Genomic DNA, 21077 nt, shown 5'->3' on the forward strand with positions numbered 1-21077 from the left:
GCCCCCGGCACAGTCAGCCGTCTCCGACACAAGACATATACGGCGGATTCGAAAAACCCCCGCCCCCATGCTCGACGCTGAATTCGAAGTGTGTACCGAGTGCGGCAACCTTCACATGGAAGGCGGGGCCGGTCCCCGTGACGTATCGGAGTGCGCGGTATGCGGCGGCCGCGTGAGCGACGTCGAACTCGACGACATCATCGGATTGTGAACGGGTCCGGCCGAGTCGACGCCGCCTCCGAAACGGCGGGCGGGTGTGTTATCTATAAATAACTGGGCCAGGGCGGGTTTGCTCGTCCGACGGCGGCCCGAGCGGCCGCGTCGTCACCGATCTGGCTGGATCGACTTCGGAAATTCAGCTGCTGTTTATACGTAACCACTCTCGCCATCGCGGAGAACACCTCTGAAGTCTCAACCGTTCGTTTATGAGTGGCTTCTGACGAATCGACGGTGAACGCCGCCGAAGTCCCACCCGACCGCAACCGCACCGCACCTCACGCCTCCCCAGCCTCGCGGTTCGCGCTCTCGGAGCGCTCACCGCTCCCTCGCGCGTGCCGTCTCGCGGTCGTCGGAGCGACCGCTCGCAGGCACACGCCGCCGCACAGCCGAGCCGTTCGCGAATCGCGTGAACACCCGGGAATTGCTTGGAAACAGAGCCGCCTGCTATCGTCCCGGCGACCGCTGCCGACACCGTCGCGAGGTGATCCCCTCCTTCGAGCGGAACCGACAGCCGCAGTCGGTACAGCGCACGAAGGGGTCGCCGGGAGCGGTTTCGAGGCGGTGAGCGCCCACCTCGAACGGGCGGGTCACGGCCCGAGGTCGGATCCGGTCCGGAATCGGCGTCGAGGCCGACTCGCTCAGGGCGGCCCGCACGGCGATGGTGTCGACGTCGACCCAGTCCCACCGGGACGCCTCGAGGGCGGCCTCGCGGTCCGCGACCTCGGTCCACCCGGTGACGACGACCGGGGAGTTCGTCTCCGTGTCGCTCACGACGACGACGAAGCGGACGCCGCCCTCGACGAGGGCGAACCGCCAGCCGTCGGTGTTGTTCCACCGGAGCTGTCCGCTCCGGATCGCGTCGCTCACGGTGCGCGTCGAGACGTACCGACCCGGCTGTTCGAGCCGCTCGCGGAAGTGGTCGGTGAGCGCGTAGAGGGAGGGGTCGCGTACCGGAGGGTCCTCCGGCGTTCGGGCGGACGCCTCTCCGCCGTTGGCGGAATCGACCGACCGATAGTCCGTGGGTCGGTCGGGTCGGCCGGCCCGCTCGCGGCGGCGCGCCGGCGACTCCGGCGGCGACCGAGGCCGCACGTCGTCCTCTCGGCTCGCGGCGGCGGTCGTGGAAGCGGTCCGACGCTCCGTCGATCCGGGCCCGAGGGGCTCCGCGTCCCCCGACCCGCCCTGTCGGGATGCCACTACGACACCGTACCGAGCGCGCTCTTAAGTGTGTTACGCCGACGCAGGGGAAGCGCCCGTTTCGACCCCGAACCGGCGGAACGACTCGCAGGCATCGCCGTCGCCGTCGGCGTCGAGGGCGTGCGGGTCGCCCGGCGACCGGTCGAGGACCGCGTTCGCCTCCGCCCGCGTGTCGAAGTCGCCGCAGTCGTAGTCGCCGTCGGGCGGCAGCGGCGGGAGGTCCGCGTCGTCGACCTCGCTCGGCTCGGTGGGGTAGTCCGACTCGTCGAACGCCCAGAGCCCGACGCCGCGCTCCCTCGCGTCCGCCTCGGCCGCGGCGTACGCGTCGCGTTTCGCGAACTCGGTGTCGTACAGCCGCGCGTACCCCTCCGTGAGCAGGCGCTCGTTGAAGTCCTCGCCGTCCACGTACAGCACCGCGAGCAGGCGCCCGTAGCTCCCCCGGCGGTCGCCGCCGGTCACGACCGTGACCGCCTCGCCGGCGAGCTCCGACGCCGCGAACGCCGACGCCTCGTCGCCCCACGCCCGGAGGTGCGCCCGGCCGGCGTCCGTGTCCGGGATGCCCTCGAACTCGCCGGGAGCCGTCGACCCCGCGCTCGTCTCGGGCGTGTCCACGCCGAGCAGCCGGACGGTGTCGACCTCGCCGTTCGGGAACTCGACCGCCATCGTGTCGCCGTCGACGACGCGGACGACGGTGCCGGTCCACGCCGTGTCGTCCGGGTCGTTCGGGTCGACGCCGTCCGGGTCTTCCGGCGGCGAGTCGAGGTCGGCGGGCGGCGGGTCGGCGCCGAGGTCCGGGACCGGCGCGCCGGCGCAGCCGGCGAGCGCGACGAGGAGGACGACGGCGATCGACCGCCAGCGAACGCTCATACCCGCTCGTCGCCGGGAGTCGTGAAAAATCGGGTGGTGGTGTCGTCCGCCTCGCGCTCGACCGGGATCAGCCCTCGGGCTTGTCGACGATCACGCAGGGGTTGGCCCGACCGATCGAGCGCCAGTCGTCCTCGTCGACCGCCTTCCAGAAGCTCCGGGGCCTCCGAGAGAGGGCGTCCTCGATCGCCTCGTAGGTGAGGAGGTTCTCGCCGTCGAGCACGAGCTCGAATCGCTCGGGATCGATGTCCGGGTCCTCCAAGTACGCCCGTCTGGTGTGGCGGTTCGGGTAGTTGAAGATCAGGCGCCCGCCGGGCGTAACCCGTGAGTACAGCGCGTCGAGGGCCGACCGGACGTCCGCGACGTAGTGGAGCGTGGCGATACACGTGACGCACTCGAACCGGCGGTCGACGTCCAACTCCGGGAGCCGCGCCGTCTCGAACCGCAGGGCGTCGGCCCCGCGCTCGTCGGCGATCGATCGGTTCCGTCGAACGACGGACGCGGCCGCATCGTATCCGAACAGGGTCGTGTCCGGGTGACGGCGGGCGGCCTCGAACAGCATGAACGCCGGACCGCAGCCGACGTCGGCCAGCGACGCGGGGAACCCGTCGAAGAGCCGCTCCAGTCGGTTGACCATCCGCTCGCCGGCGACGCGCATCTCGTCTAACTCGTCCCGGTCCGTCGCCTCCCAGTGGGCGTCCCAGTCGATGGTCGACGGAAACGACATCGGCACGCGCACGGTGTGCGCCGGTTGAAATCAACGCTTCGGCGCTTCGCCACTGGTAAGAAACTCGGTCAGCAACCGCGAGCGATAGCGAGCGGTTGCTGAGTGTCAGTCCGCCCTCCCCGAATTGAACTCCGAAAGACGTGCTCGCTACGCTGCGCGCGACTTCCGAGCCCTCGTTCGCTTCGCTCACGAGGACGGGGGACAAGCCGATCTCCAGCCACTACAAACCGGCTGAAAAGGAAGTCCGCCCTCCCCGAACGTGGCATCTCTGGTTTCGCTACCCGTCGCTCGCCGTCTGCGTGCTTGTCGATTCATATGTCGAAGTACCTCCGTCGCTGCGCCGCTTTCTCGCGCTCGCTGCGCCGATCGTAGTGCTTGTCGAGGACATCGTCGCTCGCGTTCAGTCGGTCCTCGACGAGGTCGCGCTTCACGTTCGCTCGCCGGTACGCCGTCACCCTGCCACTCCGCACGTCGTGGGGCGAGCGTGCGGACGGACAGCGGCTCATGTGGCCGCTCTCCGTGAACTCGCAGGTGTCCGGGTCCTCGTCGTGGGGGCACGCCTCGCCGCGCCAGCAGGGCCGCGTCACGCGGTACAGCGTACTCCTGATGGACGAGGAACTGATTCGCCCCTGCCGGGTCGACAGGAGCGGCCGCCGGCCGTGTTCGTCGGTCGCCTCCTTTCGCGGGCCGTCGATGTAGTCGCGGAGGACTGTCGCCACCTCTTGACTGATCGCGTTCCAGCGCGTTCCGGGCCCCTTGTTCTTGAGGGGCGTGCCGGTGTCCGGTCGGTGGACGAAGTGGACCGCCGGCCCCTCGCCACGGGCTCGGGTGCCGTCGAGGTCGAGGTCGCCGAGATCGAGGCCGCGTATCGCGCCCGACCGGCACCCCGTGTGCCACAGCAGCAGGAGGATGACGTGCTGGCGGCTGGCGTACTTGTACTTGTCCAGGTGCTCCAGAATCGCGACGGCGCGATCCGGGTCGAGGGTGCTGTCGCTCACCTGCTCGTCGCGGCCCGCGACCGGGAGCGGGAGCTTGTCCCAGAGTTCGTCTTCGACGGCGTCGATCGTCACGCAGAACCGGAGGAACGCGCGCACCGTCGCGAGCGTTCCCCGGAGCGTGACGGTCTCGATCTCCTCGCCGGAGTAGCCGCCGTCGCGTCGCCAGACGCGGAACTCGTAGAGGTCGCGGCCGGACAGCTCGTTCATGTTCGTGAGGCCCACCTCGTCGGTCCACGCGACGAATGCGCGGAGGTCGTAGAGCTGGGACTCGCGGGTGTTCTCGCTGATGTCGTCGCGGCCTCGCAGGTAGAGGTCGACCGCTTTCGACGGCTCGATCGGTTCGAGGTCCGCCACTACGCGACCACCTCGCCGGTTCTGAACTCTCTCGGCGGGATCTCCTCGCGGCGCCGTGCGAGGTCGACGGCGGCGGAGTCGGTCGCGAGCGGGGAGACCGCGGTCACGACCGTTCTCGTTCCGTATGCGGTGCGCAGCTTGACGAGACGGGTCACCGCGTCGTCGCGTCTCCGCACGTCGGGGACGCTGCGCGTGGCAGCGCGCTCCGCACGCTTTTTACGGTCGCTCGCGTTGTCTTCGACGGGCCCTGAGGGTGTCTCGTTAGGTTGGGTCATCACGCGGGGCCCTTCTTCGATTCGCCGTCCGCCGAACTGAGCGACTGCTCCGGCACCGCGAACGGCGAGTCGTCGGCTTGCCGGATCAGGAAGCGGATGTACTCAGCACGGCTCATTCCGTGTTCTTCGGCCTGTTCGGTCACGTCGTCGACCATCTCCATCGGCATGTTGACGGTCACATTGACTGATAGCGCCATGCGACCTCACATTGAGAGATGAATAACTTAATACTTTCTCCATCTCGGAGATTTGGAGATTACAAACTGTAATCCAGAGATTATTGAATTAGTAACTTCACACAAGGCACATGAGCGGTGCTTACGATCCGGATCAAGAATCCACAAATGTCACAGCTCGTGTAAATGATGAGTTCCTCGACGAGTTTGATCGAGCTCTAAAGAAAGCGCAAATCGAGGGAAAAGTCCCAATGGACATGACCCGTGCGGAGGCCATACGACAGCTTATGGCTGCTGCTATTGAGAATCCCTCTCTATTTGCGGAAAATAAATGAGATTGTACATTAACTCAGGAAAGCACGCCAGCAGAAAGATCGATCAGAGAATAAGTGAGATTGAAAAGAACGTCTCTTCTCCGGATGTGGTATTTACAGAAGATTCCGTAAGGAAACCTACCCTAAGAGAATACGGTAGTACGTTTGCCTTAGCGCCGCTGTTGGTTGGTACTATGATTCTATGGGGGAAGGTCGTTCTACCAGCGGTTCAACTAGCTTTTGAGAAGGATAAGAAGATTGAACAACATCTTGAGATGGAATATGGAGCAGATATTGTTCCGACGGATGCTCCCGCTCTTGAGCTCATCCAAGATGAATCAAAGCTTTGGAGCATGTCTAATTGGATTTCACTGGGGCTAATCGGACTCATAGTTCTGGAAACGGGTGTTTTGAATGAATATTTGTTTGTTTTCACTCTTCTATTTGGATTTGGTTCCAGTCTGTTTCTAGCATTCTTAGCTGGGAATCAGTATGCCAGAAACAGCCACATCGCAGAGCGAATCCAGTCTCACTCTGAGAAATATGATGAGGCCGTTCTCGTTACTGGCGGCGAACATCAACAGGGAATCACCGAACTTTTACACAGCTCTGATGCCGTCTTTGTTGAGAATTCGAGTCAGAGCAGCCAGCAGTGAATTCATTCTATACGACACAATTTATCACCGATTCCAACTGTACACTACTTGATGCGATCAGACCTCCTGAACGCTCCCGTCTACAAGTTCTCCGGCCGGATTGAACACTGGGTTACGACGTTTCACCACGGGTTCTGGGGCCTCCCTGAAGGAGAGCGAAGCAAGTGGGAACGCATCTCGGCGGGCGACGTGTTCCTCTTCCACGGCACGAAGCCCGAGTACATCGACGACAACGATGCCGGCGGCGGCGTGATCGGCGTCGGCGTCGTCGGCGGGTTCGACACCAAGGACGAGGCCGTCTGGCTGGAGGAGCTCCAAGGCGGTCGAGACTACCCGTTCCTGATCTACTTCGAGGAGATGTACTGGTTCGGCGACAGCGACGCCGTCGAGAGCGTCCCGGTCTCCGAGAAGGAAGAGACCCAGCTCATCGACGAGTCTCACGCCCTCTCCGAGAACATCCTCACGTTCGGAGAAATGCGCGAGGACGCCGGCTACTCGTTCAACCCGATGGGCGTCATGTCCGAGGTGAAGGAGATCCAGAAGCTCAGACCGCTCCTCGAAGGCCGCCTACGCGGCGTGGATGTCGACGAGCGCGACACGCCCTCCGCGACACACGACTCCGAGAACGACGGCGAGTTCGTGACGAGTTCGCCCACTTCGACCGGCAGCGGCGGACTCGGCTCGGGCTCCCGTCAACAGCGCGGTAGCAGCTCCGACAGGAGTTCGGGCGGGAGCAGCAGCGGAGGCCCTTCCAGCGGCTCCCGTCGCGATCGGAGCGGTGCCGACGACGTGGAGGTGACCGGCGACGAGACTGAGGTCAGCTTCGTCCGCGACACCGCCGACACACAGCAGAAGAATCAGGAACACGAGCACATCCTCGACGTGGTTGAGGACACGCTCGCGGACAGCGGGTTCACCGTCGAAGAGACCGAGTACAGCGACCTGATCGCTACTCGCGACGATACGCACCTGCTCGCAGAGGCGAAGTACATCGACGAGAGTAACGAACGCGATCAGATCCGATACGCGATCGGCCAGCTCGCGGAGTACCGCTACCGCGACTTCCGCCTCGGCGACCTCGACGACGACCCGCTTCGGTTCCTGGTCCTGTCCCAGCGTCCCACCGACGGCTACGCGCGGTTCCTGAAAGACCTCCAGAGCGAGGGGATCTACACTGTCTGGGTGGACGACGAGACGATCAAAGGCCTGAGTGAGTCCGTGTCGGTCTTTAGCGACCTGCTCTAGCTCAATCGCGTTGCCACTCGCTGAGGCTCTCGGTTATCTCCAACGCCGTCTCCTCGTCGAAACGCTCCTCGTTGTCTTCCATCTTCTCCGCGACGGCCTCTGCGAGGTCGATGTCGAACTGCTCCGCCATCGCGATCGAATAGATCACCACGTCGGCGACCTCCTCTTTGACGCGATCCCGCACCTCAGAGTCGGTACGGACCGCTTCGGAGGGGTGGTTGTCGTGCCAGAGGAAGATTTCGAGCAGTTCGTTCGCCTCCACGCTGATCGCCTCGGCGAGGTTCTTCGGCGTGTGGAACTGGTCCCAGTCGCGATCGTCGACGAAGCGTTTGTAGCGTTCAGTAAGATCGTCGAGGCCGGTCATCACCTACAGGTCTACCGTGGAGGTACATCAATCAGTTCGTGGTTTCATTATTCGGCTACACAGTACTAACGATCTTAATTTATTGAATCCTACAAAACAATTATAAGATAACATGTCACCGGTTCTGTATGGTGATCGAATCATTTGCGGCAGCCCTCCCGGACCTGTCTCAAGAAATGGTATTAATACTCAATCTAGTGGCTCTCGCTTCTCTAGGGCTATTTGTAGGACTCCCATTTGTGAGCTTCAAGGGAGGTGCTGCGAGGGTAAACGGTCAGTTTGCCTCAAATACACAAATTCTGGTTGGGTTGGCGATAGCAGTAGGAATAGTCGCACTCGTGATGGAGTCGATTGAGACGATCTACGATCTCGTGATTCTGAGTGGATACCAAGCACTAGGTGTTTTTATGGTTGCTTTACCCGTGAAAATCATGGACGAGACAGGTCGGAGTGCGGATATAATCCTTGGAGGGTGTGCGGTACTAGGGTTATTGTTTATTTTCCACCCCGCATTCTAGCCGAACATCCTGATCAGTCCCTCGGAACTCACTCGACGGGGACAGCTTCCCCAGCGAGATATTCTTTGATCTGTTCGATTTCGGCCTCTAGATCGGCGACTTCCTGCCGCAACTGCTGCCGTTCCAGCTCGGCCTCGATGTACAGCGAGAGGTCCATCCCTCGCCGCGGTGACGCCGGCTCTAGGTAATCCGCAGCGCCAGCGTTGGCGCCCATCATCCCCAGCACCTCGCCGAACGCCTGTTCCGCCTCCGGTCGGAGCATCCGCCGGAAATCCTCCAGTTCCTTCGCGCGCTGCTCAACAATCATCTGCTGCGTCCTACTTGGCGGCACACGTGGACGAAGCGGGTGTTTAAATAAAGACATAAGCCATGGGCGCTGGGTAAAAGTGAAACATGTCTCTCCAATCCGCCTATCGCGAGGATCTGCGTGAATTGGTCGCCGCGCTCGACGATCGTGGGATCTTCCGTCCCGGTGAACGTGAAGCGTGGGACGAGGGGATCGAGCAGGCCGACGATATGAGCGAGCTGATGATGACGGGCGAGGCGCTACACGCAGCGATGGTCGACCGAGAGGGCGTGGACGAGGTCGTCAGTGAGCATACTGAGGAGCGGACGCAGGCGTTTGTTTGAGCGAACCCAAGAAGCACATCTGAAATACAATCTCAAATTATTATAGGCTGGTAGCATGAAGAAAGGTTGATGTCAACCAATGATGTACAGATTGCGTTAGGGATACTCCAGCTAGTTGCGCTCACTCTTCCAGTATTCGCACTATTGACTCAAGTCTACCTCTCGACAGAAGATAACAGAACCCATGTCTCACTAGGTATGGTTCTTTTATTTGGCGGCGGAGTGTTGATCGTAGGGGCAATTTTCAGCGCACAGTCGTTGTATTTTGATACAAATTCTATTTTAATAGAGCTTTCACTAATGACGATTTCCTTAGGAATCATTGCTATTGGTGTAGTTTTGTACAGAATATACAACACATTACGCATGAATGCGGTGAGAGAAGCCCGATCAAATGAAGATAAGTTGGATCGTCTAATTGAACTCATGGAAGAACATGAGTTCGAAACGGTTAGTGAATTTCATGAATCCAATATTGAACTGGACGATGCGAACAAAAGAGAGGATCTAGAAACGACGACAGTAGAAGATTTAAGAAATGTAAGAAAAAGCGCCAAGAGTACAAGAAAATTCTTTGATAAGGGACTGATTGGAAACACTGAGAGTAGACAACTCGTATTCTTTGGATTAATTAGTCTACTCCTAGTGTTGATATGGCGCACAATCTTTGATTTTGCCCTCTCACCAATTGTGGCAATAGGCTTAGTTATAAGCATGATTTTGCTCACAGAGATAGCAGATCGGGTGGGAGCAATTTGATATTATGTGTTGGACAGACGTTTCATCTACTGATCATCTCAAATTTCTTGACTAGAGGGAAGACCACCCGCTTCCACACCTGATCGAGCGGCGTCGGGTACGGCGTCATGTGCTCGATCACGTCGTCGAGCGCGACCAGCAGGCCGATGAACGCGAAGCCCGCTCCCGTTGCGGGGTAGTACGGCCAGATCGACGCGAAACCGAACAGCGACAGCGCCACTCCCACGTAGAAGTGGTGCGGCGCCAGCGCGTCCCCGTCCGGCTCCTCTTCTGGGTCGAAGAACTTCACGCCTGAACCTCCCCGTCGGCGGGATCTCCGTCGTCGGTCGGACCGTTACCGAGACGATTCCGGACGGCTCGCACGGCCTCTCCAGACCACACTTTCGGATGCGTAAGCAGCGCCAGCGCGAACATCCAGTTCGGCGGACCATCGGCGACCGCCCACTCCACGGCCGCGTCGATCACAGGTGACCCTCCTCCTCCAGCACCTGGCGATGCCGAAGGACCATCTCCACGAGCCCGTTCCACGCCTCGTTTTGCTCGGCGCCGAAGATCGTCCGCAGCATCCGTTTCTGGTTGCGCCACATGGAGACCGCGATCCCCAGCGTCCCGACGGCCGCAGTTGCCGTAATCGCGGCCGCAACTGCGATCACGTACTGAACGGTCGGGGTCACGTCAGGCACCACCCCCGAGCTGGATGTCGAAGAGCTGTCCGGCGACATACATCCCGCCGAACAGCAGCGCGATCGCGGCGGCAGCTTGAATCCGGGTCTGAACGCCGCTTTCTCCGCCAGTCGGCCACGCGAGATCGTCCGAACCGGGCCCCTCACCCGCGTCGTCCGGCGCCTCCTCGGGCGCGTCCCCGCTGTCGCCGTAGACGTCGACCGACTCCGACAGCCGGCTCGACTCCTCACCGGTCTCGGCCATCCGAACGAACGCGTCGTATCGGTGCGTGCCGTCTCTCTCGGGCGCTTCGAAGGTTACCTCGGACGTTGCCTCGTAGGAGGCGACGATGTCGTGCTGCTTCGCGCAGACGGTATCGCCGACGAACTCCTCACCGTCCGGGCCGACCAGCACGCCCTCGACGAGCAGCCCGTAGTTGTTGCCCTCGTTACAGCGGTTGGCGTTCCACGGGTTGATGAAGTTGCTCGTGTTCGTCATGTCGATCCGAGCCGTCGCGGAGTCACCCGGATCTAGCGAATCCGGCAGATCGACATCCTCGATCTGAACGCCCTGCGCTCCGGGCATCAGTCGCCCCCTCCGACGTAGAGGGCGCCGGCCCCGGCGAGGAGCAGGGCGGTCCCCCCGAGAACGGGCGAGAGGCCGCCGCCGGAGTCAGCGCCGCCGAGTTGGTCGGGCACGGGCATGGACTCCATCAGCGACGCCATCTGCGCCTCGTAGGCGGCGCGCTGTTCGGCGAGCGCAGCGTCGATCTGCTCTCCCACGTCGACGCTGTTCGACCCGTCCGAGTTGTCCGGCGCGGAGCCGTCGCCCTCGCCCCAGATGCCATCTGACGCCGCATCCTCGTAGTCGCTGGCGTCGTCTCCCTGTACCGGATCGGTGTCGTTGACCGTGCTTTCGGTTCCGTCGTTCGTGATCGTGGTGTAGCCGCCGCCCGAGCCGCTGTCCTCCCAGTCGTCGGTGTCGTCGGCGCTGCTGTCGGTGTCGAAGCCGTCGCCGCCGTCGCTGCCGTCCGAGTCGAGGCCCCAGGTGTCGCTCCCGTCGGAGCCGTCCGAGGCGTCGGCGTCGTTGACCGTGCTTTCGGTGCCGTCGTTCGTGATCGACGTGTAGCCGCTGCTCGATCCGTCATCAACGAGCCCGCCCGAGTCGTCGTCCTCCGGCGTGAGGTCGGTCACACCGGCATCATCGGCGTCGGCGTCGTCTCCGCTGCTCGTCTCCACGTCCTGATCCCAAAAGGACCCGGACCCGTCGCTGTCGTCCGTACCTCCCGATCCGCCGCCGTCAATTATCGAATCGTAGTTCATTGTCGTTTTAGGCGTTCCTCATGTGTTTGCTCTAAATCGGGTGGGTGTGGTTCTGACCGGATGGCACCTCTACCCAGTCGAGAACGACCTGATAGCCGCCCGAGATGGTGTCAACAAGTTCGTTGACAGAGACCACCGTGCCACTATTCGCTCCAAACGATCCGGACTCGATAGTGCCGCCGAAGCCGTTTATAGTGTAATTCACTTGGTCAGTAGAGTCGTAAGTCGAGGAAAAACTGACCCTCTCAACGTAGGAACCGATCTGCGGGCTGCTGTTTTCAATACCCAAGCTGATATATTGCCGATGAGTCCCACCGGATGCTTGCTGCGTAGATGTGGGCCTGTCGTGGACCGCCGACTGGGCTTCGGTGTCAGTATATCGGCTGTGGTGATCGGCCGCCGACACACCAGCGAGTTGCCCGTGGTTCGTAACGGTCTGCTCGACCCATGAGCTTCCGGTGTACACGTAGGCGGCGTCTTCTGTGACATGATAGAGGCTCTCGCCCTCCTCGGCGTCGCTCGGGTAGCCGTCCATCACGTAGGTGTAGGGCGGCCCTGACCCGCCGCCGGAAGCCGGGAAGCGGGTCATGCTGTCACCCGCAGATCGAGGTCGACCGGGGTGTCGTTCGACGCAGTGATTCGGACCGCAGCGGCGTCGTAGTCGATGAACGCCACGTCCTCACCGGCCGCGTCGAAGCCGATCGGCGACTCGTCGCCCGGCTCTCTCCACGTCTCACCGTCCGGCGAGAACTCGATCGTGAGCCCCACGGCGCCCTCGGTCGCGATGAACAGCGTCGCCGACGACGCCGCTCCCGTCCCCGTCGAGAGGCTCGCCTCTCTGCCGTCGGAGATGTCCTCCGGGCCGTCCGTGAGGGCCGTACCAGACGCTCCGCGGGCCTTGATCTTTTCCACCTCGCTCTCAAGCCCCACGTCAGGCACCCCCGTTACCGCGGCGTTCGTAGCCGATCGGCTGAACGTGGTACTCCCGCTCGGTGTCGGAGAGGTTCGCCACCTGAACCTCCAGCTCCTGTCCGAACTCGTAGGCCGGGACGAAGCACACGCCGAGATCGTCGATATCGGTCGGCGGGATCGACGCCGGGCCGTAGACCTCCTCGTCGTCCATCGTGATCTCGTAGGTCGACTGCGACCGCTTCGAGACCGCGACGGTCGGGAGCACGAACCCGTCGTTCGTCCGCTGGCGGGCGGTGAACGTCACCGTCGCCTGCTGGCCCGGACCGATGTCGACCGACACCGGCTCGTTGACCGGGATGTCCTCCGCGCTCGGCGCCGGGACCACGTCGGTCACGCTTCACCCCCGTCGCCCTTGCGCTCCTCTTCGAGTCGATCGCGCTCTCCCTCGGAGAGGTCCTCGACCTCCACGCGGGTCTCGACGCGGCTCACGCGCCGGCACCTCCGTTCAGCGCGAGGTAGAGGAATCCGAGCGTTCCGATCGCACCGATGAGGTCGGTGAGCAGTTCGAGGTCACGCCGCGACCAGCGCGAGTCGGCGAGCCACTTCGACAGCGGGCTCTCGATGTCGGTCACGTCCACGTCGGCGGCGAGACCGTCGGCGCCCGACGCGCCCCCGGGCGCACCGCCGGACCCCATCGTCGTCACGGGGCCGTCGCTGATGGACGGGCTCTGCCACGGATCGCCGTTGACTGTCGTCGAAAAATCGGACATGGTGACGCCCTCGCTACCGACCCATGTCGGCGCTGATGGCCGACGTGAGTCCCTCGATCTCGCCGTTGGACTTCTGGGCAGGCACCTGAAGGAGCGCGTTCGTCGGCTCCGTGCCGTCCCCGTCCGGGTCGGTCCAACGGACCTGATACGGTGCCTTCAGTCGTGCGGTCAGCTCCATGTCGCTCGCGAGGAACCGCTGGAGCGCCGACTCGTTGAGTTCGAGGAACTCCGGCTGTTCGGACTGGTTCGCATCGTGGATCAGCCCGAGATTTGCCTCGTAGAGCTTCTCGGAGTTCGAGGTCTTCGCCGACGGCGTCTTCTTGCGGAGCTCGAACGTCGCCGCCTTCCCGCTGATGTAGTAGGCGTGAACGGTGACCGCCGATCCCGGCCCCGACACGGTGAACTCGTCGGTGTCGTGGTTGATCGACTTCGGCGACCCCTGATAGGCGTCGTCGAACCAGACCACCACGTCCTGCGTGTCCGGGCATTCAGCGAGGTCGTGGGTGACGTTGAACGTCTGATCGCTCCCGTCGCCCGCCGTGGTGAACGACTGGTACGCCGGGACCGCGATGCGGAGCGGGTTGCGGCGCCCGGTCCGGAGCGCGAGCGCGGTGTCGGCGACGAGCGTCGCGATGTCCGAAAGCGACCCCTGCGAGTTGGTCGACGTTTCGAACTGACGCGGCGCGAGCGCCGTGTTACGCACGTTCGCGTCGTCCAGTCGCTCCATCACTTCGTCGAACATCTACCGCGATCCCTCCTCGATGGCGGCCGTGTCGAAGTAGAACTCCGACTCGTTCCAGTCGATTTCGGCCGCCGACTCGACCGAGACGTAGAACGAGTCCACGTCCCGAACGTCGTGGAACGGCGCCGCACCGTTCTCGCTGGCGGCCTCTGGGTACTCCAGCGTCACCTTCGCGTTGTCGATGTTGTCGACGTCGCGCTGCGTGGTGATGTCGTTAGAGTTCCAGAAGCTGATCTGCTTGACCTCCTCGCTCACCTTGTGCTGGTCGTCGCCGCCGGCGCGCTCCAGCTCGAACTTGACGAGCGTGTTCGTCGGGAGCGGGTCGCCGTTCGAGTCGCGGAGCTTCATGTAGACCGGAATCCCGACCTCGTCGCCGCGCGCCACGCGGTTCAGGAGCCGGAGGAACGTCCCCCGGTCCGGGTCGATTTCGAGGATCGGGGTCGCCCGCTCGATCCCGGCCGCGTTCGTGTGCTTGACGACGACTTCGGACGCCGAGCCGTTGGAAATGTAGATGTCCGCCATCAGGCGAGCACCTCATTCAGGGAGTCGCGGACACCGAAACGCTCCATCAGCGAGAGGATCAGGGCGACACCGCCGCCGACCTGGAGGTGTCGCTTCGTCCGTCCCTCGATCATCGGCGCGTATTCGGCGCCAGCGATGACAGCGACCCCGCCGAGTTCAGCGGGCGTGTCGAAGCCGGCGACCGAGTGGCCGTCGGCGAGGTATCCGAGCGCTTCTCCTCCGAGGACGCCGCCGCCGACCGCGCCGGCGTCCATCATGAACTGCTGATCAGCCAGCTTGTCGAAGCCAGCCGTTACATCGTAGGCCATGCGAGCGGACCGAAACGGGGTCCGTTTGTGATAGGCCGCCCCGCTGAGTTGGCCGTGGATGAATTTTATTGGTGGTTGTATGAGGTTTCCCGAAAAATTACACATCAAGTACGTTCAACAGTACGCATGGAACGAAACTGGGAGGAGGTACTTCACTTGTTGTATGTCAGCGAAGAGGAGTGGATACGATTCTCTAAAGCAGGCGGAGTCACTCCGGATCATCCAATCGTAGAGAATACCGATTTGTCATTTAGTGAGGTACAAGCAGCGCTATCATTCTTGGAACAGCATGACTTGGTTTCTCAACGAGAGGATGGATTCTATTTACTTGAGCCGAAGGGGTTTGAGGTCGCAGCGAGTCGAGAAGAAAAGCGTAGTCAGAACCGGATTCAAGCAATCATCATGGCTCTAACAGTTATTCTATCTGTCGGAGCCTTAGCACAAGTCGCTCAACTCTTTGTACAAGCTGGTGTACAACCGGGAATACTGTATACGCTCCTTCCTCTCCTCTTCGGAATTGGGGGGTACAAATTCAGAGACTGGTTCAGCTTTTTTAGCTAGTGAATCATCTCTCTCTCGGGTCGTCGTAGGGGAGCCCATGCTGTCGATAGAGTAGCATCAGATCCTCGACGACTCTAGTTCGGGCGACCTCGTGGCCCCGAATGGCCTCGATCTCCTCTTTTACCTCGCGGAAGCTGTCCGCCGTCTCCCCATAGAGGGCCACCTCTTCGCTCGGACGGGTCACAGCCCCACCTCGATGCGTTTCCCCTCGGCGCCGACGTGGTCACACTCCGGTTCGTAGCGGTTCGACTCGACGCGCTCGATCTTCCCCGAGTCGTCGGAGTAGATCCATTCGGAGTTGACTGTCTGGGGCTCGCCGTCCGGCCCCTCCTCGATCCACTTTCGGACAGAGATCGCGCCCTCGTCGGACGCATGGAGCTTCGCCGGCAGGTTCGGGACCGACTGCCCGCCGGTGTTGTGCGCCTCCTTCGGGTACTCCAGCACGTCCTTCACCGCGTTGAGGTCGTTGCCGGACTGGTAGCCGCCGAGGAACCGGGCGGTACAGTTCCCGACTATCTTCTTACAGAGCTGGGCGAGCCGTTGAGTGATCCAGATCGACGACGTCGCCGAGCCGCCCTCGGTCCGGCCGTCCGTCGCGAGACCCTTGATCTCGTCGGGGTATCCCTCGCTCTCCGGAGCGACCCCGTGCGCCTCGTCGATGACGACCAGCACGTCGTGTTCAGACTGGCGACACGCGAGGATCACGTCGCGAGCGACCTCCTGCCAGTCGTCCTTGTCGACGTGGCGGCCAACGACGAGCGCCTCGTTCCGGTCGATCATGTTGCCCCACACGCCGGGGTCGAAGTGGTCCCGCTCGCGAGGGCCGGCGAACCAGTGCGACGCGAGCCCCGGCCCGGTCTCTTTACTCACCAGACCCCGGAACTCGTCGGACGTGTCCAGCACGACGACGCGGTCGTAGGTGTCGCCCTTGATGTTCTTCTCGGCGAGAGCGTGCGCCAGCCAGCCTTTCCCCCATCCCGAGACCGCGCTTACGAGCATGTGCATCTGCTACACCTCCCGGTCGAGGTCCGCGAGCGCCTCGGTGTGCGTCTCGATCGGGCCTGCGACGACCTCCTGAAAGACGCGGGCGGGTTCGAACTCCACGATCTCCTCCTCGAACTCGTCGAGGGTGACGCCGAACGTCTCGCGAACGTGGACGTCAGCGAGATCGCGGTCGGAGCGGTCCGCGACGGCGTCGCCGGCTCGGTCCCGGAACGTCGCCGCCCACTCCTCGATCTGGGCGTCCCACTCGTCGGCGTCGACGCCGGCGAACTCTCCCGCCCGGTCGGCGTTCTCCAGCTCGTCCGGCGCGAGGTGGTCGACGTAGAGACTCCACGCGTCGCCGACGACGTGCGCACCGACCGCATCGGCGAGTTCCGCCACGCGCACCTCGGGGTCCGGCGGCTCGGCGAGGCCGACCTCGTCCGGGTCGACGCCGAGGTGTTCGGCGTGCTGTCGCATCTGCTCCCGCTGCTCGCGTTCGAGCCCGGCGAGGATCCCCGCGTAGGCCCGGATCTGCTCGTTCTCCGCGGGGTTCGACATCATCTGCTTCATCGCCTGCTTCTGGAGCCCGAACATCACGCGCTCACCTCCTCGGAGGCGGCGCCAACGAACTTCCCGGCCACGTCACCATCCTTCAGCAGCACGGTGCCGCAGACGATCGCGGTCGAGAGGAGGAGCGCCTGCTTGTCGCTCATCTCCTCCATGCCCATATCCGAAACGACCGCGTCGAACTTCTGATCCAGCTCCACGGGCGGCTCGGTCGCGAGGGCCGCGACCTCCTCGGAGGACATCGCCTCGGCGTCGCCCTCGTCGCGCATCTCCGAGGCGACCTCCGGTAGGAGTACCGAGAGGGACTCGACATACATCTCGCCCCACGAACCCCCTTCAGAGGGGGTCTCTCCCCCCTCCTCACCCCCTTCTGATTGGGTATCGTCGGGGTTGGTCTCGTCGGGCGATTCGGACCCCTCTTCAGGGGGGCCGTCGCCCCCTTCCTCCTCGTTGATCTCCTCGGAGATCGCCGCGAGGTCAACGTCGGCCCGCTCCTCGTCGTCGATCGGGGGTCGTTCGTCCCCCTCGTCGCCCCCTTCGGCGGGGGCCTCGTCGGGCTCGTCGGGGGTCTCGTCGTCGGGCGATTCGTCCGGGTCGGCGTCGTCGTTGGTGGGGTCGTCAGTCATGTTTCGGTCGGCGTGAACTCCATGTCGTCCGTGTCGGTGCCGTCGATGGGGGTCGACCCCCCGCTCTGGTCCCATCCCGACCCCCCACTTCCGCCCTCGTTTTGGGTATCGGTGGGGTTGGTCGCGTCGGGCGATTCGGTGGGGTCCGACCCCCGTCCGCGGAGCAACACCGCGACCGCGAGGGCGCCGGTACCCAGCACGAGGGCCGTGCCGAGCCCCATGCCACTCTCTTCAGCGGGGTCCGGATCGGGGGTATCGTCGCCCTCTCCGTCGGTACCCTCCTCGGAGGGGTCCGGATCGGCGCCTTCGGAGGGGGTCTCGGTGGGGGTATCTGCGCCCTCCCACTGCGCGGCGTATTCGTCCGCCTCGTCGGGCGATTCGGGACCCCCTTCAGAGGGGTCGGGATCGAGGGTATCTCCGCCCCCTTCGCCGGTACCCTCTTCAGAGGGGGCCGGATCGGCGCCTTCGGAGGGGCTCTCGGCTCCCTCGTCACCCCCTTCGACCGCGGTACCCTCGTCGTCGAGGCCGTAGGCGCTCGGGTACCAGTCGTGATGGCGCCGGTCGGCCGCGGCCTCGACATGGTCGTCGTCCTTCCGTCCGTGGAGATGCGACCGGAGCCCCTGCGGCGTCCCCTCGTAGTCGCACCCATCGATCTTACAGGCGAGTTCAGGCATCGGTCTCCTCGTAGTTGTCTAACGTCTCCTCGCCGCCCGTCGCGGCGAACTGTCCGAGCCCGTCGCGGGCGCTGGCGCCCTCGTCGAAGCCGCGAGAGCCGCTCCGGGCGTATCCGCGGTTCTGTGCCCGGCGATGCTCTTCGGAGGGGCCGTCACGGCCCTCCTCGGGCTCGACGCCGAACCGGCCGAGTCCGTCGTCGGGATCCGGGTCGTCGACGTGGCGATCGTCGCGAAGGAGCTGCTCGCTCGTGTCGTCGCTGCCTGCGGACCCACCCAGTGCGTCCGGTCGCTCCGGGACCGCGGGCCGGTCCGGCGCGCGCTCGGCGAGGTCGATGTCGGTCGGATCGCGGCCGCGCCCCGGCTGGCCGTGGAGCCGGTCGTCGTGGCTCCCGTAGAGGTTCAACAGCGTCCGGTGGTGGCCTTCCAGCGCCTCGAACCGCTCCGTGTCGGCGTCGCTGATCCCCTCCTCGATCGCGTCGATCGCGGCAGCGGCGCGCTCCGCGTTCCGGAACTCGCGCTGTACCTCGTCGAGGAGACCCGCGAGCCGGCGGACGCTGGTCTTGTAGCCGCGCCACGAACGCGAGAGGGCGCCCTTCGTCTCCCCGTCGAGGTGTTTGTAAGGGACCGCCTCGGCGAAATCGAGGAGAGACGAGATCTCGGTCTCGTCGGCGCCGCAGTCCTCGGCGAGATGCTCGCAGGCGTCCGGGTTGCCGTGCTGGCACATGTTCCGGGCGTGGTCGCATCCCTCGCCGTCGACGCGCTGCGCCGCGTCCGCTTCTTTCTGGAGGCGTTCCTGTTCGGTCGGCCCGTCGCTCACGTCGGCGCCCGTCTGCTGCTGGCGCACCTCCTCGATCCGACCGGTGTTCTCGTCGGCGGTGAGTGTCGGGTCGTAGTGGGCCTCCCAGTCGTCGATCCCCGCGTCGAGAAACGCCGCCTTGACCGCGGTCGCCTTCCGGTAGTTGTTCGACCCGGTGAACGGGCCGACGCGACGCTTCTCGCCGTCCGTGAGTTCGACGTGCCCGGCGCCGCCCTCCCGGTCGGCGCGGCCGTCGGCGGCGATGCCGCGGATCTCCGCCTCGACGTCGTCGGGAATGTCGTCGGCGAGCTCGACTTTGGCGAACCGTCGGTCGAACCGGCCGGTGAGGTGGTCGGCGTGGTCGTCGCGCACCGCGTTGGCGTCGGCTCGGGTGCCGAATTCGACGATCTCCGTCACGCACAGCCCTCCGCGATGTCCGCGCCGGTCGGGTCGAACGCGAGCGACGGGCAGGGTTCCCCGTCGTCGACGCGCGCCCCTTCGGCAGCCTCGCCGTCGACGGCGTCGGAGCCCATCCCGTCGCGAAGCACCAGGGCGTCGGCACCGGTCGGGTTGAGGTCACAGTACCGGCCCGGATCGTCGTCCCAGAACGGACACGGCAGGCGGTACGCAGTCGCTCGGCGGTAGATCTCGCGAAGCCGTGAGAGCGCGGTCCGCTCGCCCTCGTCCTCCGGCTGGAGCGCGAGGGCGGCGCCGGCTTCAGAGACGCGCATCACCGATCACCGCCTCGATGAGAGCCGCGGCACCGATACCGAGCAGCAGCCCCTTCGCGGCGCTCTCGTAGCCATCCAACGACCTCCGCGTCTCGAACGCGTCCTCGCTGGCAGATGCGGCCTTCTTCGCGGCCACGTAGCTCATGAAGTCGGTGTAGTCGTCGAACTCCTCGATGCGGCTGAACCCGTAGAAGGGCTTGATTTCGTCGTGGTTGCCGTTCTCGGCTGCTTCCTGTGCTTCCTCGAACTCTTTCGGCGTCGGTAGGTCTGTGGCGACCATACCGACACGTCACACGGCCGCTGTATAGTTATTATTGCTCAATTAATAACTGAATAAATTGTGAAGAGGAGACGATCAGACTGGGGCAAAAGCCGTCTTTCATATAACTGTGTTCGAGACGTTTGTGTATGGAAACAGACAGCGTTGGTCCCAATCAGAAGGGGGCGATCGGTGAAGCACTCGTCTTCGGTGGTCGAATTGTGCCAAACCCGATTGAAGACGAGATACGATCATTTATCGAAGATACATATTCACTAGCAGAGGACACACCTATTCGAGTCTCTCACGGATCTGCCGACCATTTCAAAGTATCTACTGAAAACGGTGAAACAGTGTCCGCTCGGACAGACGGGGCATTTACCGCGAAAGTCATACCTGAAATCTACGAGGATGAGATTGAATGGGGGCGGGATGGACGAATCACAAATAAATGGAATATCCAAAAAGAGATTCATTTCCCGGTAGAGGTGAAGTCTGGAGAGTACGCTGAGCTGGAACGCGACCAGAAAGAAGTCTTAGAAGCGATTTCAGAGGCGAATACGGAACAGCATCCAATGTTAGTAAAAGTTCGAATCGAGAAACTACCAGAAGAGTACGAAATGTCTCCGAGGATATTATAGCGATTTAAACTCGGTCGATGTGGTCGTAGACTCGCTCGGTGGTTTGGATCGTCGCGTGCCTGAGCCGGTTCCGCACGTCGTAGAAGGTGTGGCCCTCTTCGACGTTGAGCATCCGGTAGGCGACGCTGTGCCGGAGCGTGTGCGGCGTCACGTCCTCCGGGTCGCCTCGCCCGGTGACCGTTATCGGTCGCACGTCGGCGCCGACGGCGGCCTCTCGAACGACGTTCCGAACGGACTCCGTAGTCATCCGGTCAGACTGTCGCGACGGCCACAGGGCTGTGGTCTCCTTCCAGCGGCCGGCGAGGTACGTCCGGAGCGTCCGGACGGTCTCGTCGGCCAGTTCGATCTCGGTGTAGTTCGGCGTGCGGTCGGTCGGGTAGTCCTTCTGGATGTCGGCCGGGAGCGCGAGAACGCCGTCGTTGAGGTCGACGTGGTCGGCCACGTCGAGCGCGACGGCCTCCGCGACGCGGAGCCCGGAGTCGTAGAGCGTCGCGATCAGCGCGTCGTTGCGAGCGGCGAGGTACGGCGCGCTCGCTTCGACGGTCGCGGAACGCATCCGGTCGACCTGCTCCGGCTTCAGCCAGACGGTCGCTTTGTCCTGAGTTTGGGTTTCCATTGTTCGGGGTGTTTCGAGGTAGTTGGTTTATAAACGGTTCAGGGGAAGGAAGGTGCGAGTTTGGGTTTCTGTATAGAGAATCCCAAACTC

Annotated in this window: 38 protein-coding genes; 9 read left to right on the forward strand and 29 right to left on the reverse strand. The window is 63.3% G+C overall.

Features of this window, described 5'->3' with window-relative positions:
* Positions 1-67 precede the first annotated feature (67 nt).
* Positions 68-211 carry a hypothetical protein gene (locus EXE45_RS20285; RefSeq protein ID WP_017344624.1) on the forward strand — a complete coding sequence of 48 codons (144 nt, stop codon included), beginning with the start codon at positions 68-70 and terminating at the stop codon, positions 209-211.
* 452 nt (positions 212-663) lie between these two features.
* Here EXE45_RS20285 and EXE45_RS03120 read toward each other — a convergent pair whose 3' ends face one another.
* The 6 genes from EXE45_RS03120 to EXE45_RS03145 form a co-directional block, all read right to left on the reverse strand.
* The gene (locus EXE45_RS03120) at positions 664-1413 is read right to left on the reverse strand and encodes a hypothetical protein (RefSeq protein ID WP_137693495.1); all 750 of its coding nucleotides are present in this window, start codon (positions 1411-1413) and stop codon (positions 664-666) included.
* A 33-nt stretch (positions 1414-1446) separates the two neighbouring features.
* A complete protein-coding gene (locus EXE45_RS03125; RefSeq protein WP_137693496.1) occupies positions 1447-2280 on the reverse strand; it encodes a thermonuclease family protein in 834 nt (277 codons plus the stop codon).
* A 67-nt stretch (positions 2281-2347) separates the two neighbouring features.
* On the reverse strand, positions 2348-3004 hold the full coding sequence (locus tag EXE45_RS03130) for a trans-aconitate 2-methyltransferase (protein WP_137693497.1): 657 nt from the start codon (positions 3002-3004) through the stop codon (positions 2348-2350).
* Between the two features lie 311 nt (positions 3005-3315).
* On the reverse strand, positions 3316-4356 hold the full coding sequence (locus EXE45_RS03135) for a site-specific integrase (protein WP_137693498.1): 1041 nt from the start codon (positions 4354-4356) through the stop codon (positions 3316-3318).
* The gene (locus EXE45_RS03140) at positions 4356-4631 is read right to left on the reverse strand and encodes a hypothetical protein (protein WP_137693499.1); all 276 of its coding nucleotides are present in this window, start codon (positions 4629-4631) and stop codon (positions 4356-4358) included. Before EXE45_RS03140 ends, EXE45_RS03135 begins: the two co-directional genes overlap by 1 nt.
* Complete coding sequence (locus tag EXE45_RS03145; RefSeq protein WP_137693500.1) at positions 4631-4828, reverse strand: ribbon-helix-helix domain-containing protein; 198 nt, start codon at positions 4826-4828, stop codon at positions 4631-4633. The genes EXE45_RS03140 and EXE45_RS03145 overlap by 1 nt, the downstream gene beginning before the upstream one ends.
* Before the next feature lie 110 nt (positions 4829-4938).
* Here EXE45_RS03145 and EXE45_RS03150 point away from each other — a divergent pair, with 110 nt between their 5' ends.
* Genes EXE45_RS03150 through EXE45_RS03160 form a run of 3 tightly spaced genes read left to right on the forward strand, consistent with a single transcriptional unit; the run spans position 4939 to position 7022 of the window.
* A complete protein-coding gene (locus EXE45_RS03150; RefSeq protein WP_137693501.1) occupies positions 4939-5142 on the forward strand; it encodes a hypothetical protein in 204 nt (67 codons plus the stop codon).
* Positions 5139-5777, forward strand: a complete 639-nt coding sequence (locus EXE45_RS03155; protein WP_137693502.1) for a hypothetical protein — start codon at positions 5139-5141, stop codon at positions 5775-5777. Before EXE45_RS03150 ends, EXE45_RS03155 begins: the two co-directional genes overlap by 4 nt.
* A gap of 51 nt (positions 5778-5828) precedes the next feature.
* Positions 5829-7022, forward strand: a complete 1194-nt coding sequence (locus EXE45_RS03160) for a hypothetical protein (protein WP_137693503.1) — start codon at positions 5829-5831, stop codon at positions 7020-7022.
* Between the two features lies 1 nt (position 7023).
* Here EXE45_RS03160 and EXE45_RS03165 read toward each other — a convergent pair whose 3' ends face one another.
* Positions 7024-7386: a nucleotide pyrophosphohydrolase gene (locus EXE45_RS03165; RefSeq protein WP_137693504.1), complete on the reverse strand. Its 363-nt coding sequence runs from the start codon at positions 7384-7386 to the stop codon at positions 7024-7026.
* A 128-nt stretch (positions 7387-7514) separates the two neighbouring features.
* Here EXE45_RS03165 and EXE45_RS03170 point away from each other — a divergent pair, with 128 nt between their 5' ends.
* A complete protein-coding gene (locus EXE45_RS03170; protein WP_137693505.1) occupies positions 7515-7904 on the forward strand; it encodes a hypothetical protein in 390 nt (129 codons plus the stop codon).
* A 28-nt stretch (positions 7905-7932) separates the two neighbouring features.
* Here EXE45_RS03170 and EXE45_RS03175 read toward each other — a convergent pair whose 3' ends face one another.
* A complete protein-coding gene (locus tag EXE45_RS03175; RefSeq protein WP_137693506.1) occupies positions 7933-8211 on the reverse strand; it encodes a hypothetical protein in 279 nt (92 codons plus the stop codon).
* Positions 8212-8297: 86 nt separating this feature from the next.
* Between EXE45_RS03175 and EXE45_RS03180 the strand changes: the two genes are divergently transcribed.
* Positions 8298-8534: a hypothetical protein gene (locus EXE45_RS03180; protein ID WP_137693507.1), complete on the forward strand. Its 237-nt coding sequence runs from the start codon at positions 8298-8300 to the stop codon at positions 8532-8534.
* Between the two features lie 69 nt (positions 8535-8603).
* On the forward strand, positions 8604-9293 hold the full coding sequence (locus EXE45_RS03185; protein WP_137693508.1) for a hypothetical protein: 690 nt from the start codon (positions 8604-8606) through the stop codon (positions 9291-9293).
* A 22-nt stretch (positions 9294-9315) separates the two neighbouring features.
* Here the strand turns inward: EXE45_RS03185 and EXE45_RS03190 are convergent, their stop codons facing one another.
* From EXE45_RS03190 to EXE45_RS03245, 12 genes are all read right to left on the reverse strand, one after another.
* Positions 9316-9582: a hypothetical protein gene (locus EXE45_RS03190; RefSeq protein ID WP_241989418.1), complete on the reverse strand. Its 267-nt coding sequence runs from the start codon at positions 9580-9582 to the stop codon at positions 9316-9318.
* A complete protein-coding gene (locus EXE45_RS03195; protein ID WP_137693509.1) occupies positions 9579-9758 on the reverse strand; it encodes a hypothetical protein in 180 nt (59 codons plus the stop codon). The genes EXE45_RS03190 and EXE45_RS03195 overlap by 4 nt, the downstream gene beginning before the upstream one ends.
* Complete coding sequence (locus EXE45_RS03200; protein WP_137693510.1) at positions 9755-9967, reverse strand: hypothetical protein; 213 nt, start codon at positions 9965-9967, stop codon at positions 9755-9757. The genes EXE45_RS03195 and EXE45_RS03200 overlap by 4 nt, the downstream gene beginning before the upstream one ends.
* A 1-nt stretch (position 9968) precedes the next feature.
* Positions 9969-10541, reverse strand: a complete 573-nt coding sequence (locus tag EXE45_RS03205; protein ID WP_137693511.1) for a hypothetical protein — start codon at positions 10539-10541, stop codon at positions 9969-9971.
* Positions 10541-11278: a hypothetical protein gene (locus EXE45_RS03210; RefSeq protein WP_137693512.1), complete on the reverse strand. Its 738-nt coding sequence runs from the start codon at positions 11276-11278 to the stop codon at positions 10541-10543. The genes EXE45_RS03205 and EXE45_RS03210 overlap by 1 nt, the downstream gene beginning before the upstream one ends.
* Before the next feature lie 31 nt (positions 11279-11309).
* Positions 11310-11867, reverse strand: a complete 558-nt coding sequence (locus EXE45_RS03215) for a hypothetical protein (RefSeq protein WP_137693513.1) — start codon at positions 11865-11867, stop codon at positions 11310-11312.
* Entirely contained in the window at positions 11864-12208 is a 345-nt protein-coding gene (locus EXE45_RS03220) for a hypothetical protein (RefSeq protein WP_137693514.1), read from the reverse strand. The genes EXE45_RS03215 and EXE45_RS03220 overlap by 4 nt, the downstream gene beginning before the upstream one ends.
* Before the next feature lies 1 nt (position 12209).
* The gene (locus EXE45_RS03225; protein WP_199233591.1) at positions 12210-12584 is read right to left on the reverse strand and encodes a hypothetical protein; all 375 of its coding nucleotides are present in this window, start codon (positions 12582-12584) and stop codon (positions 12210-12212) included.
* A gap of 91 nt (positions 12585-12675) precedes the next feature.
* Positions 12676-12960, reverse strand: coding sequence for a hypothetical protein (locus EXE45_RS03230; RefSeq protein ID WP_137693515.1), 285 nt, complete (start codon positions 12958-12960; stop codon positions 12676-12678).
* Between the two features lie 13 nt (positions 12961-12973).
* The gene (locus tag EXE45_RS03235; RefSeq protein WP_137693516.1) at positions 12974-13702 is read right to left on the reverse strand and encodes a hypothetical protein; all 729 of its coding nucleotides are present in this window, start codon (positions 13700-13702) and stop codon (positions 12974-12976) included.
* The gene (locus EXE45_RS03240) at positions 13703-14224 is read right to left on the reverse strand and encodes a hypothetical protein (RefSeq protein WP_137693517.1); all 522 of its coding nucleotides are present in this window, start codon (positions 14222-14224) and stop codon (positions 13703-13705) included.
* Entirely contained in the window at positions 14224-14532 is a 309-nt protein-coding gene (locus EXE45_RS03245) for a hypothetical protein (protein ID WP_137693518.1), read from the reverse strand. Before EXE45_RS03245 ends, EXE45_RS03240 begins: the two co-directional genes overlap by 1 nt.
* A gap of 126 nt (positions 14533-14658) precedes the next feature.
* Between EXE45_RS03245 and EXE45_RS03250 the strand changes: the two genes are divergently transcribed.
* The gene (locus EXE45_RS03250) at positions 14659-15093 is read left to right on the forward strand and encodes a hypothetical protein (RefSeq protein ID WP_137693519.1); all 435 of its coding nucleotides are present in this window, start codon (positions 14659-14661) and stop codon (positions 15091-15093) included.
* Positions 15094-15097: 4 nt separating this feature from the next.
* On the opposite strand, the gene EXE45_RS03255 is transcribed toward EXE45_RS03250, so the two are convergent.
* Genes EXE45_RS03255 through EXE45_RS03290 form a run of 8 tightly spaced genes read right to left on the reverse strand, consistent with a single transcriptional unit; the run spans position 15098 to position 19751 of the window.
* A complete protein-coding gene (locus EXE45_RS03255; protein ID WP_137693520.1) occupies positions 15098-15277 on the reverse strand; it encodes a hypothetical protein in 180 nt (59 codons plus the stop codon).
* A complete protein-coding gene (locus tag EXE45_RS03260; protein ID WP_137693521.1) occupies positions 15274-16098 on the reverse strand; it encodes a hypothetical protein in 825 nt (274 codons plus the stop codon). The genes EXE45_RS03255 and EXE45_RS03260 overlap by 4 nt, the downstream gene beginning before the upstream one ends.
* Positions 16099-16101: 3 nt before the next feature.
* On the reverse strand, positions 16102-16671 hold the full coding sequence (locus EXE45_RS03265) for a hypothetical protein (protein ID WP_137693522.1): 570 nt from the start codon (positions 16669-16671) through the stop codon (positions 16102-16104).
* Complete coding sequence (locus tag EXE45_RS03270; protein WP_137693523.1) at positions 16671-17270, reverse strand: hypothetical protein; 600 nt, start codon at positions 17268-17270, stop codon at positions 16671-16673. The genes EXE45_RS03265 and EXE45_RS03270 overlap by 1 nt, the downstream gene beginning before the upstream one ends.
* Positions 17267-17944 (reverse strand): hypothetical protein, encoded by a 678-nt coding sequence (locus tag EXE45_RS03275; protein WP_092924115.1) that lies wholly within the window; start codon positions 17942-17944, stop codon positions 17267-17269. The genes EXE45_RS03270 and EXE45_RS03275 overlap by 4 nt, the downstream gene beginning before the upstream one ends.
* Positions 17937-19157, reverse strand: a complete 1221-nt coding sequence (locus EXE45_RS03280; RefSeq protein WP_137693524.1) for a hypothetical protein — start codon at positions 19155-19157, stop codon at positions 17937-17939. Before EXE45_RS03280 ends, EXE45_RS03275 begins: the two co-directional genes overlap by 8 nt.
* Complete coding sequence (locus tag EXE45_RS03285; protein WP_137693525.1) at positions 19154-19471, reverse strand: hypothetical protein; 318 nt, start codon at positions 19469-19471, stop codon at positions 19154-19156. Before EXE45_RS03285 ends, EXE45_RS03280 begins: the two co-directional genes overlap by 4 nt.
* On the reverse strand, positions 19458-19751 hold the full coding sequence (locus EXE45_RS03290) for a hypothetical protein (protein WP_137693526.1): 294 nt from the start codon (positions 19749-19751) through the stop codon (positions 19458-19460). Before EXE45_RS03290 ends, EXE45_RS03285 begins: the two co-directional genes overlap by 14 nt.
* Before the next feature lie 128 nt (positions 19752-19879).
* Between EXE45_RS03290 and EXE45_RS03295 the strand changes: the two genes are divergently transcribed.
* Positions 19880-20371, forward strand: coding sequence for a hypothetical protein (locus EXE45_RS03295; protein WP_137693527.1), 492 nt, complete (start codon positions 19880-19882; stop codon positions 20369-20371).
* A gap of 4 nt (positions 20372-20375) precedes the next feature.
* On the opposite strand, the gene EXE45_RS03300 is transcribed toward EXE45_RS03295, so the two are convergent.
* A complete protein-coding gene (locus EXE45_RS03300; RefSeq protein ID WP_137693528.1) occupies positions 20376-20987 on the reverse strand; it encodes a tyrosine-type recombinase/integrase in 612 nt (203 codons plus the stop codon).
* Between the last annotated feature and the right edge of the window lie 90 nt (positions 20988-21077).

It is taken from the genome of Halorubrum sp. SP9, assembly GCF_005435015.1.
Classification (GTDB): Archaea; Halobacteriota; Halobacteria; order Halobacteriales; family Haloferacaceae; genus Halorubrum; species Halorubrum sodomense.

Bases quoted from the DNA above. Each gene is read 5' to 3' on its own strand.
- EXE45_RS03270 (WP_137693523.1), bottom strand. From the start codon at position 17,270: ATGACTGACGACCCCACCAACGACGACGCCGACCCGGACGAATCGCCC.
- EXE45_RS03205 (WP_137693511.1), bottom strand. From the start codon at position 10,541: ATGCCCGGAGCGCAGGGCGTTCAGATCGAGGATGTCGATCTGCCGGAT.
- EXE45_RS03210 (WP_137693512.1), bottom strand. From the start codon at position 11,278: ATGAACTACGATTCGATAATTGACGGCGGCGGATCGGGAGGTACGGAC.
- EXE45_RS03125 (WP_137693496.1), bottom strand. From the start codon at position 2,280: ATGAGCGTTCGCTGGCGGTCGATCGCCGTCGTCCTCCTCGTCGCGCTC.
- EXE45_RS03275 (WP_092924115.1), bottom strand. From the start codon at position 17,944: ATGCCTGAACTCGCCTGTAAGATCGATGGGTGCGACTACGAGGGGACG.
- EXE45_RS03300 (WP_137693528.1), bottom strand. From the start codon at position 20,987: ATGGAAACCCAAACTCAGGACAAAGCGACCGTCTGGCTGAAGCCGGAG.
- EXE45_RS03285 (WP_137693525.1), bottom strand. From the start codon at position 19,471: ATGCGCGTCTCTGAAGCCGGCGCCGCCCTCGCGCTCCAGCCGGAGGAC.
- EXE45_RS03185 (WP_137693508.1), top strand. From the start codon at position 8,604: ATGTCAACCAATGATGTACAGATTGCGTTAGGGATACTCCAGCTAGTT.
- EXE45_RS03245 (WP_137693518.1), bottom strand. From the start codon at position 14,532: ATGGCCTACGATGTAACGGCTGGCTTCGACAAGCTGGCTGATCAGCAG.
- EXE45_RS03265 (WP_137693522.1), bottom strand. From the start codon at position 16,671: ATGTTCGGGCTCCAGAAGCAGGCGATGAAGCAGATGATGTCGAACCCC.
- EXE45_RS03290 (WP_137693526.1), bottom strand. From the start codon at position 19,751: ATGGTCGCCACAGACCTACCGACGCCGAAAGAGTTCGAGGAAGCACAG.
- EXE45_RS03140 (WP_137693499.1), bottom strand. From the start codon at position 4,631: ATGACCCAACCTAACGAGACACCCTCAGGGCCCGTCGAAGACAACGCG.
- EXE45_RS03215 (WP_137693513.1), bottom strand. From the start codon at position 11,867: ATGACCCGCTTCCCGGCTTCCGGCGGCGGGTCAGGGCCGCCCTACACC.
- EXE45_RS03175 (WP_137693506.1), bottom strand. From the start codon at position 8,211: ATGATTGTTGAGCAGCGCGCGAAGGAACTGGAGGATTTCCGGCGGATG.
- EXE45_RS03160 (WP_137693503.1), top strand. From the start codon at position 5,829: ATGCGATCAGACCTCCTGAACGCTCCCGTCTACAAGTTCTCCGGCCGG.
- EXE45_RS03180 (WP_137693507.1), top strand. From the start codon at position 8,298: ATGTCTCTCCAATCCGCCTATCGCGAGGATCTGCGTGAATTGGTCGCC.
- EXE45_RS03165 (WP_137693504.1), bottom strand. From the start codon at position 7,386: ATGACCGGCCTCGACGATCTTACTGAACGCTACAAACGCTTCGTCGAC.
- EXE45_RS03250 (WP_137693519.1), top strand. From the start codon at position 14,659: ATGGAACGAAACTGGGAGGAGGTACTTCACTTGTTGTATGTCAGCGAA.
- EXE45_RS03130 (WP_137693497.1), bottom strand. From the start codon at position 3,004: ATGTCGTTTCCGTCGACCATCGACTGGGACGCCCACTGGGAGGCGACG.
- EXE45_RS03295 (WP_137693527.1), top strand. From the start codon at position 19,880: ATGGAAACAGACAGCGTTGGTCCCAATCAGAAGGGGGCGATCGGTGAA.
- EXE45_RS03145 (WP_137693500.1), bottom strand. From the start codon at position 4,828: ATGGCGCTATCAGTCAATGTGACCGTCAACATGCCGATGGAGATGGTC.
- EXE45_RS03155 (WP_137693502.1), top strand. From the start codon at position 5,139: ATGAGATTGTACATTAACTCAGGAAAGCACGCCAGCAGAAAGATCGAT.
- EXE45_RS20285 (WP_017344624.1), top strand. From the start codon at position 68: ATGCTCGACGCTGAATTCGAAGTGTGTACCGAGTGCGGCAACCTTCAC.
- EXE45_RS03240 (WP_137693517.1), bottom strand. From the start codon at position 14,224: ATGGCGGACATCTACATTTCCAACGGCTCGGCGTCCGAAGTCGTCGTC.
- EXE45_RS03260 (WP_137693521.1), bottom strand. From the start codon at position 16,098: ATGCACATGCTCGTAAGCGCGGTCTCGGGATGGGGGAAAGGCTGGCTG.
- EXE45_RS03150 (WP_137693501.1), top strand. From the start codon at position 4,939: ATGAGCGGTGCTTACGATCCGGATCAAGAATCCACAAATGTCACAGCT.
- EXE45_RS03170 (WP_137693505.1), top strand. From the start codon at position 7,515: ATGGTGATCGAATCATTTGCGGCAGCCCTCCCGGACCTGTCTCAAGAA.
- EXE45_RS03235 (WP_137693516.1), bottom strand. From the start codon at position 13,702: ATGTTCGACGAAGTGATGGAGCGACTGGACGACGCGAACGTGCGTAAC.
- EXE45_RS03230 (WP_137693515.1), bottom strand. From the start codon at position 12,960: ATGTCCGATTTTTCGACGACAGTCAACGGCGATCCGTGGCAGAGCCCG.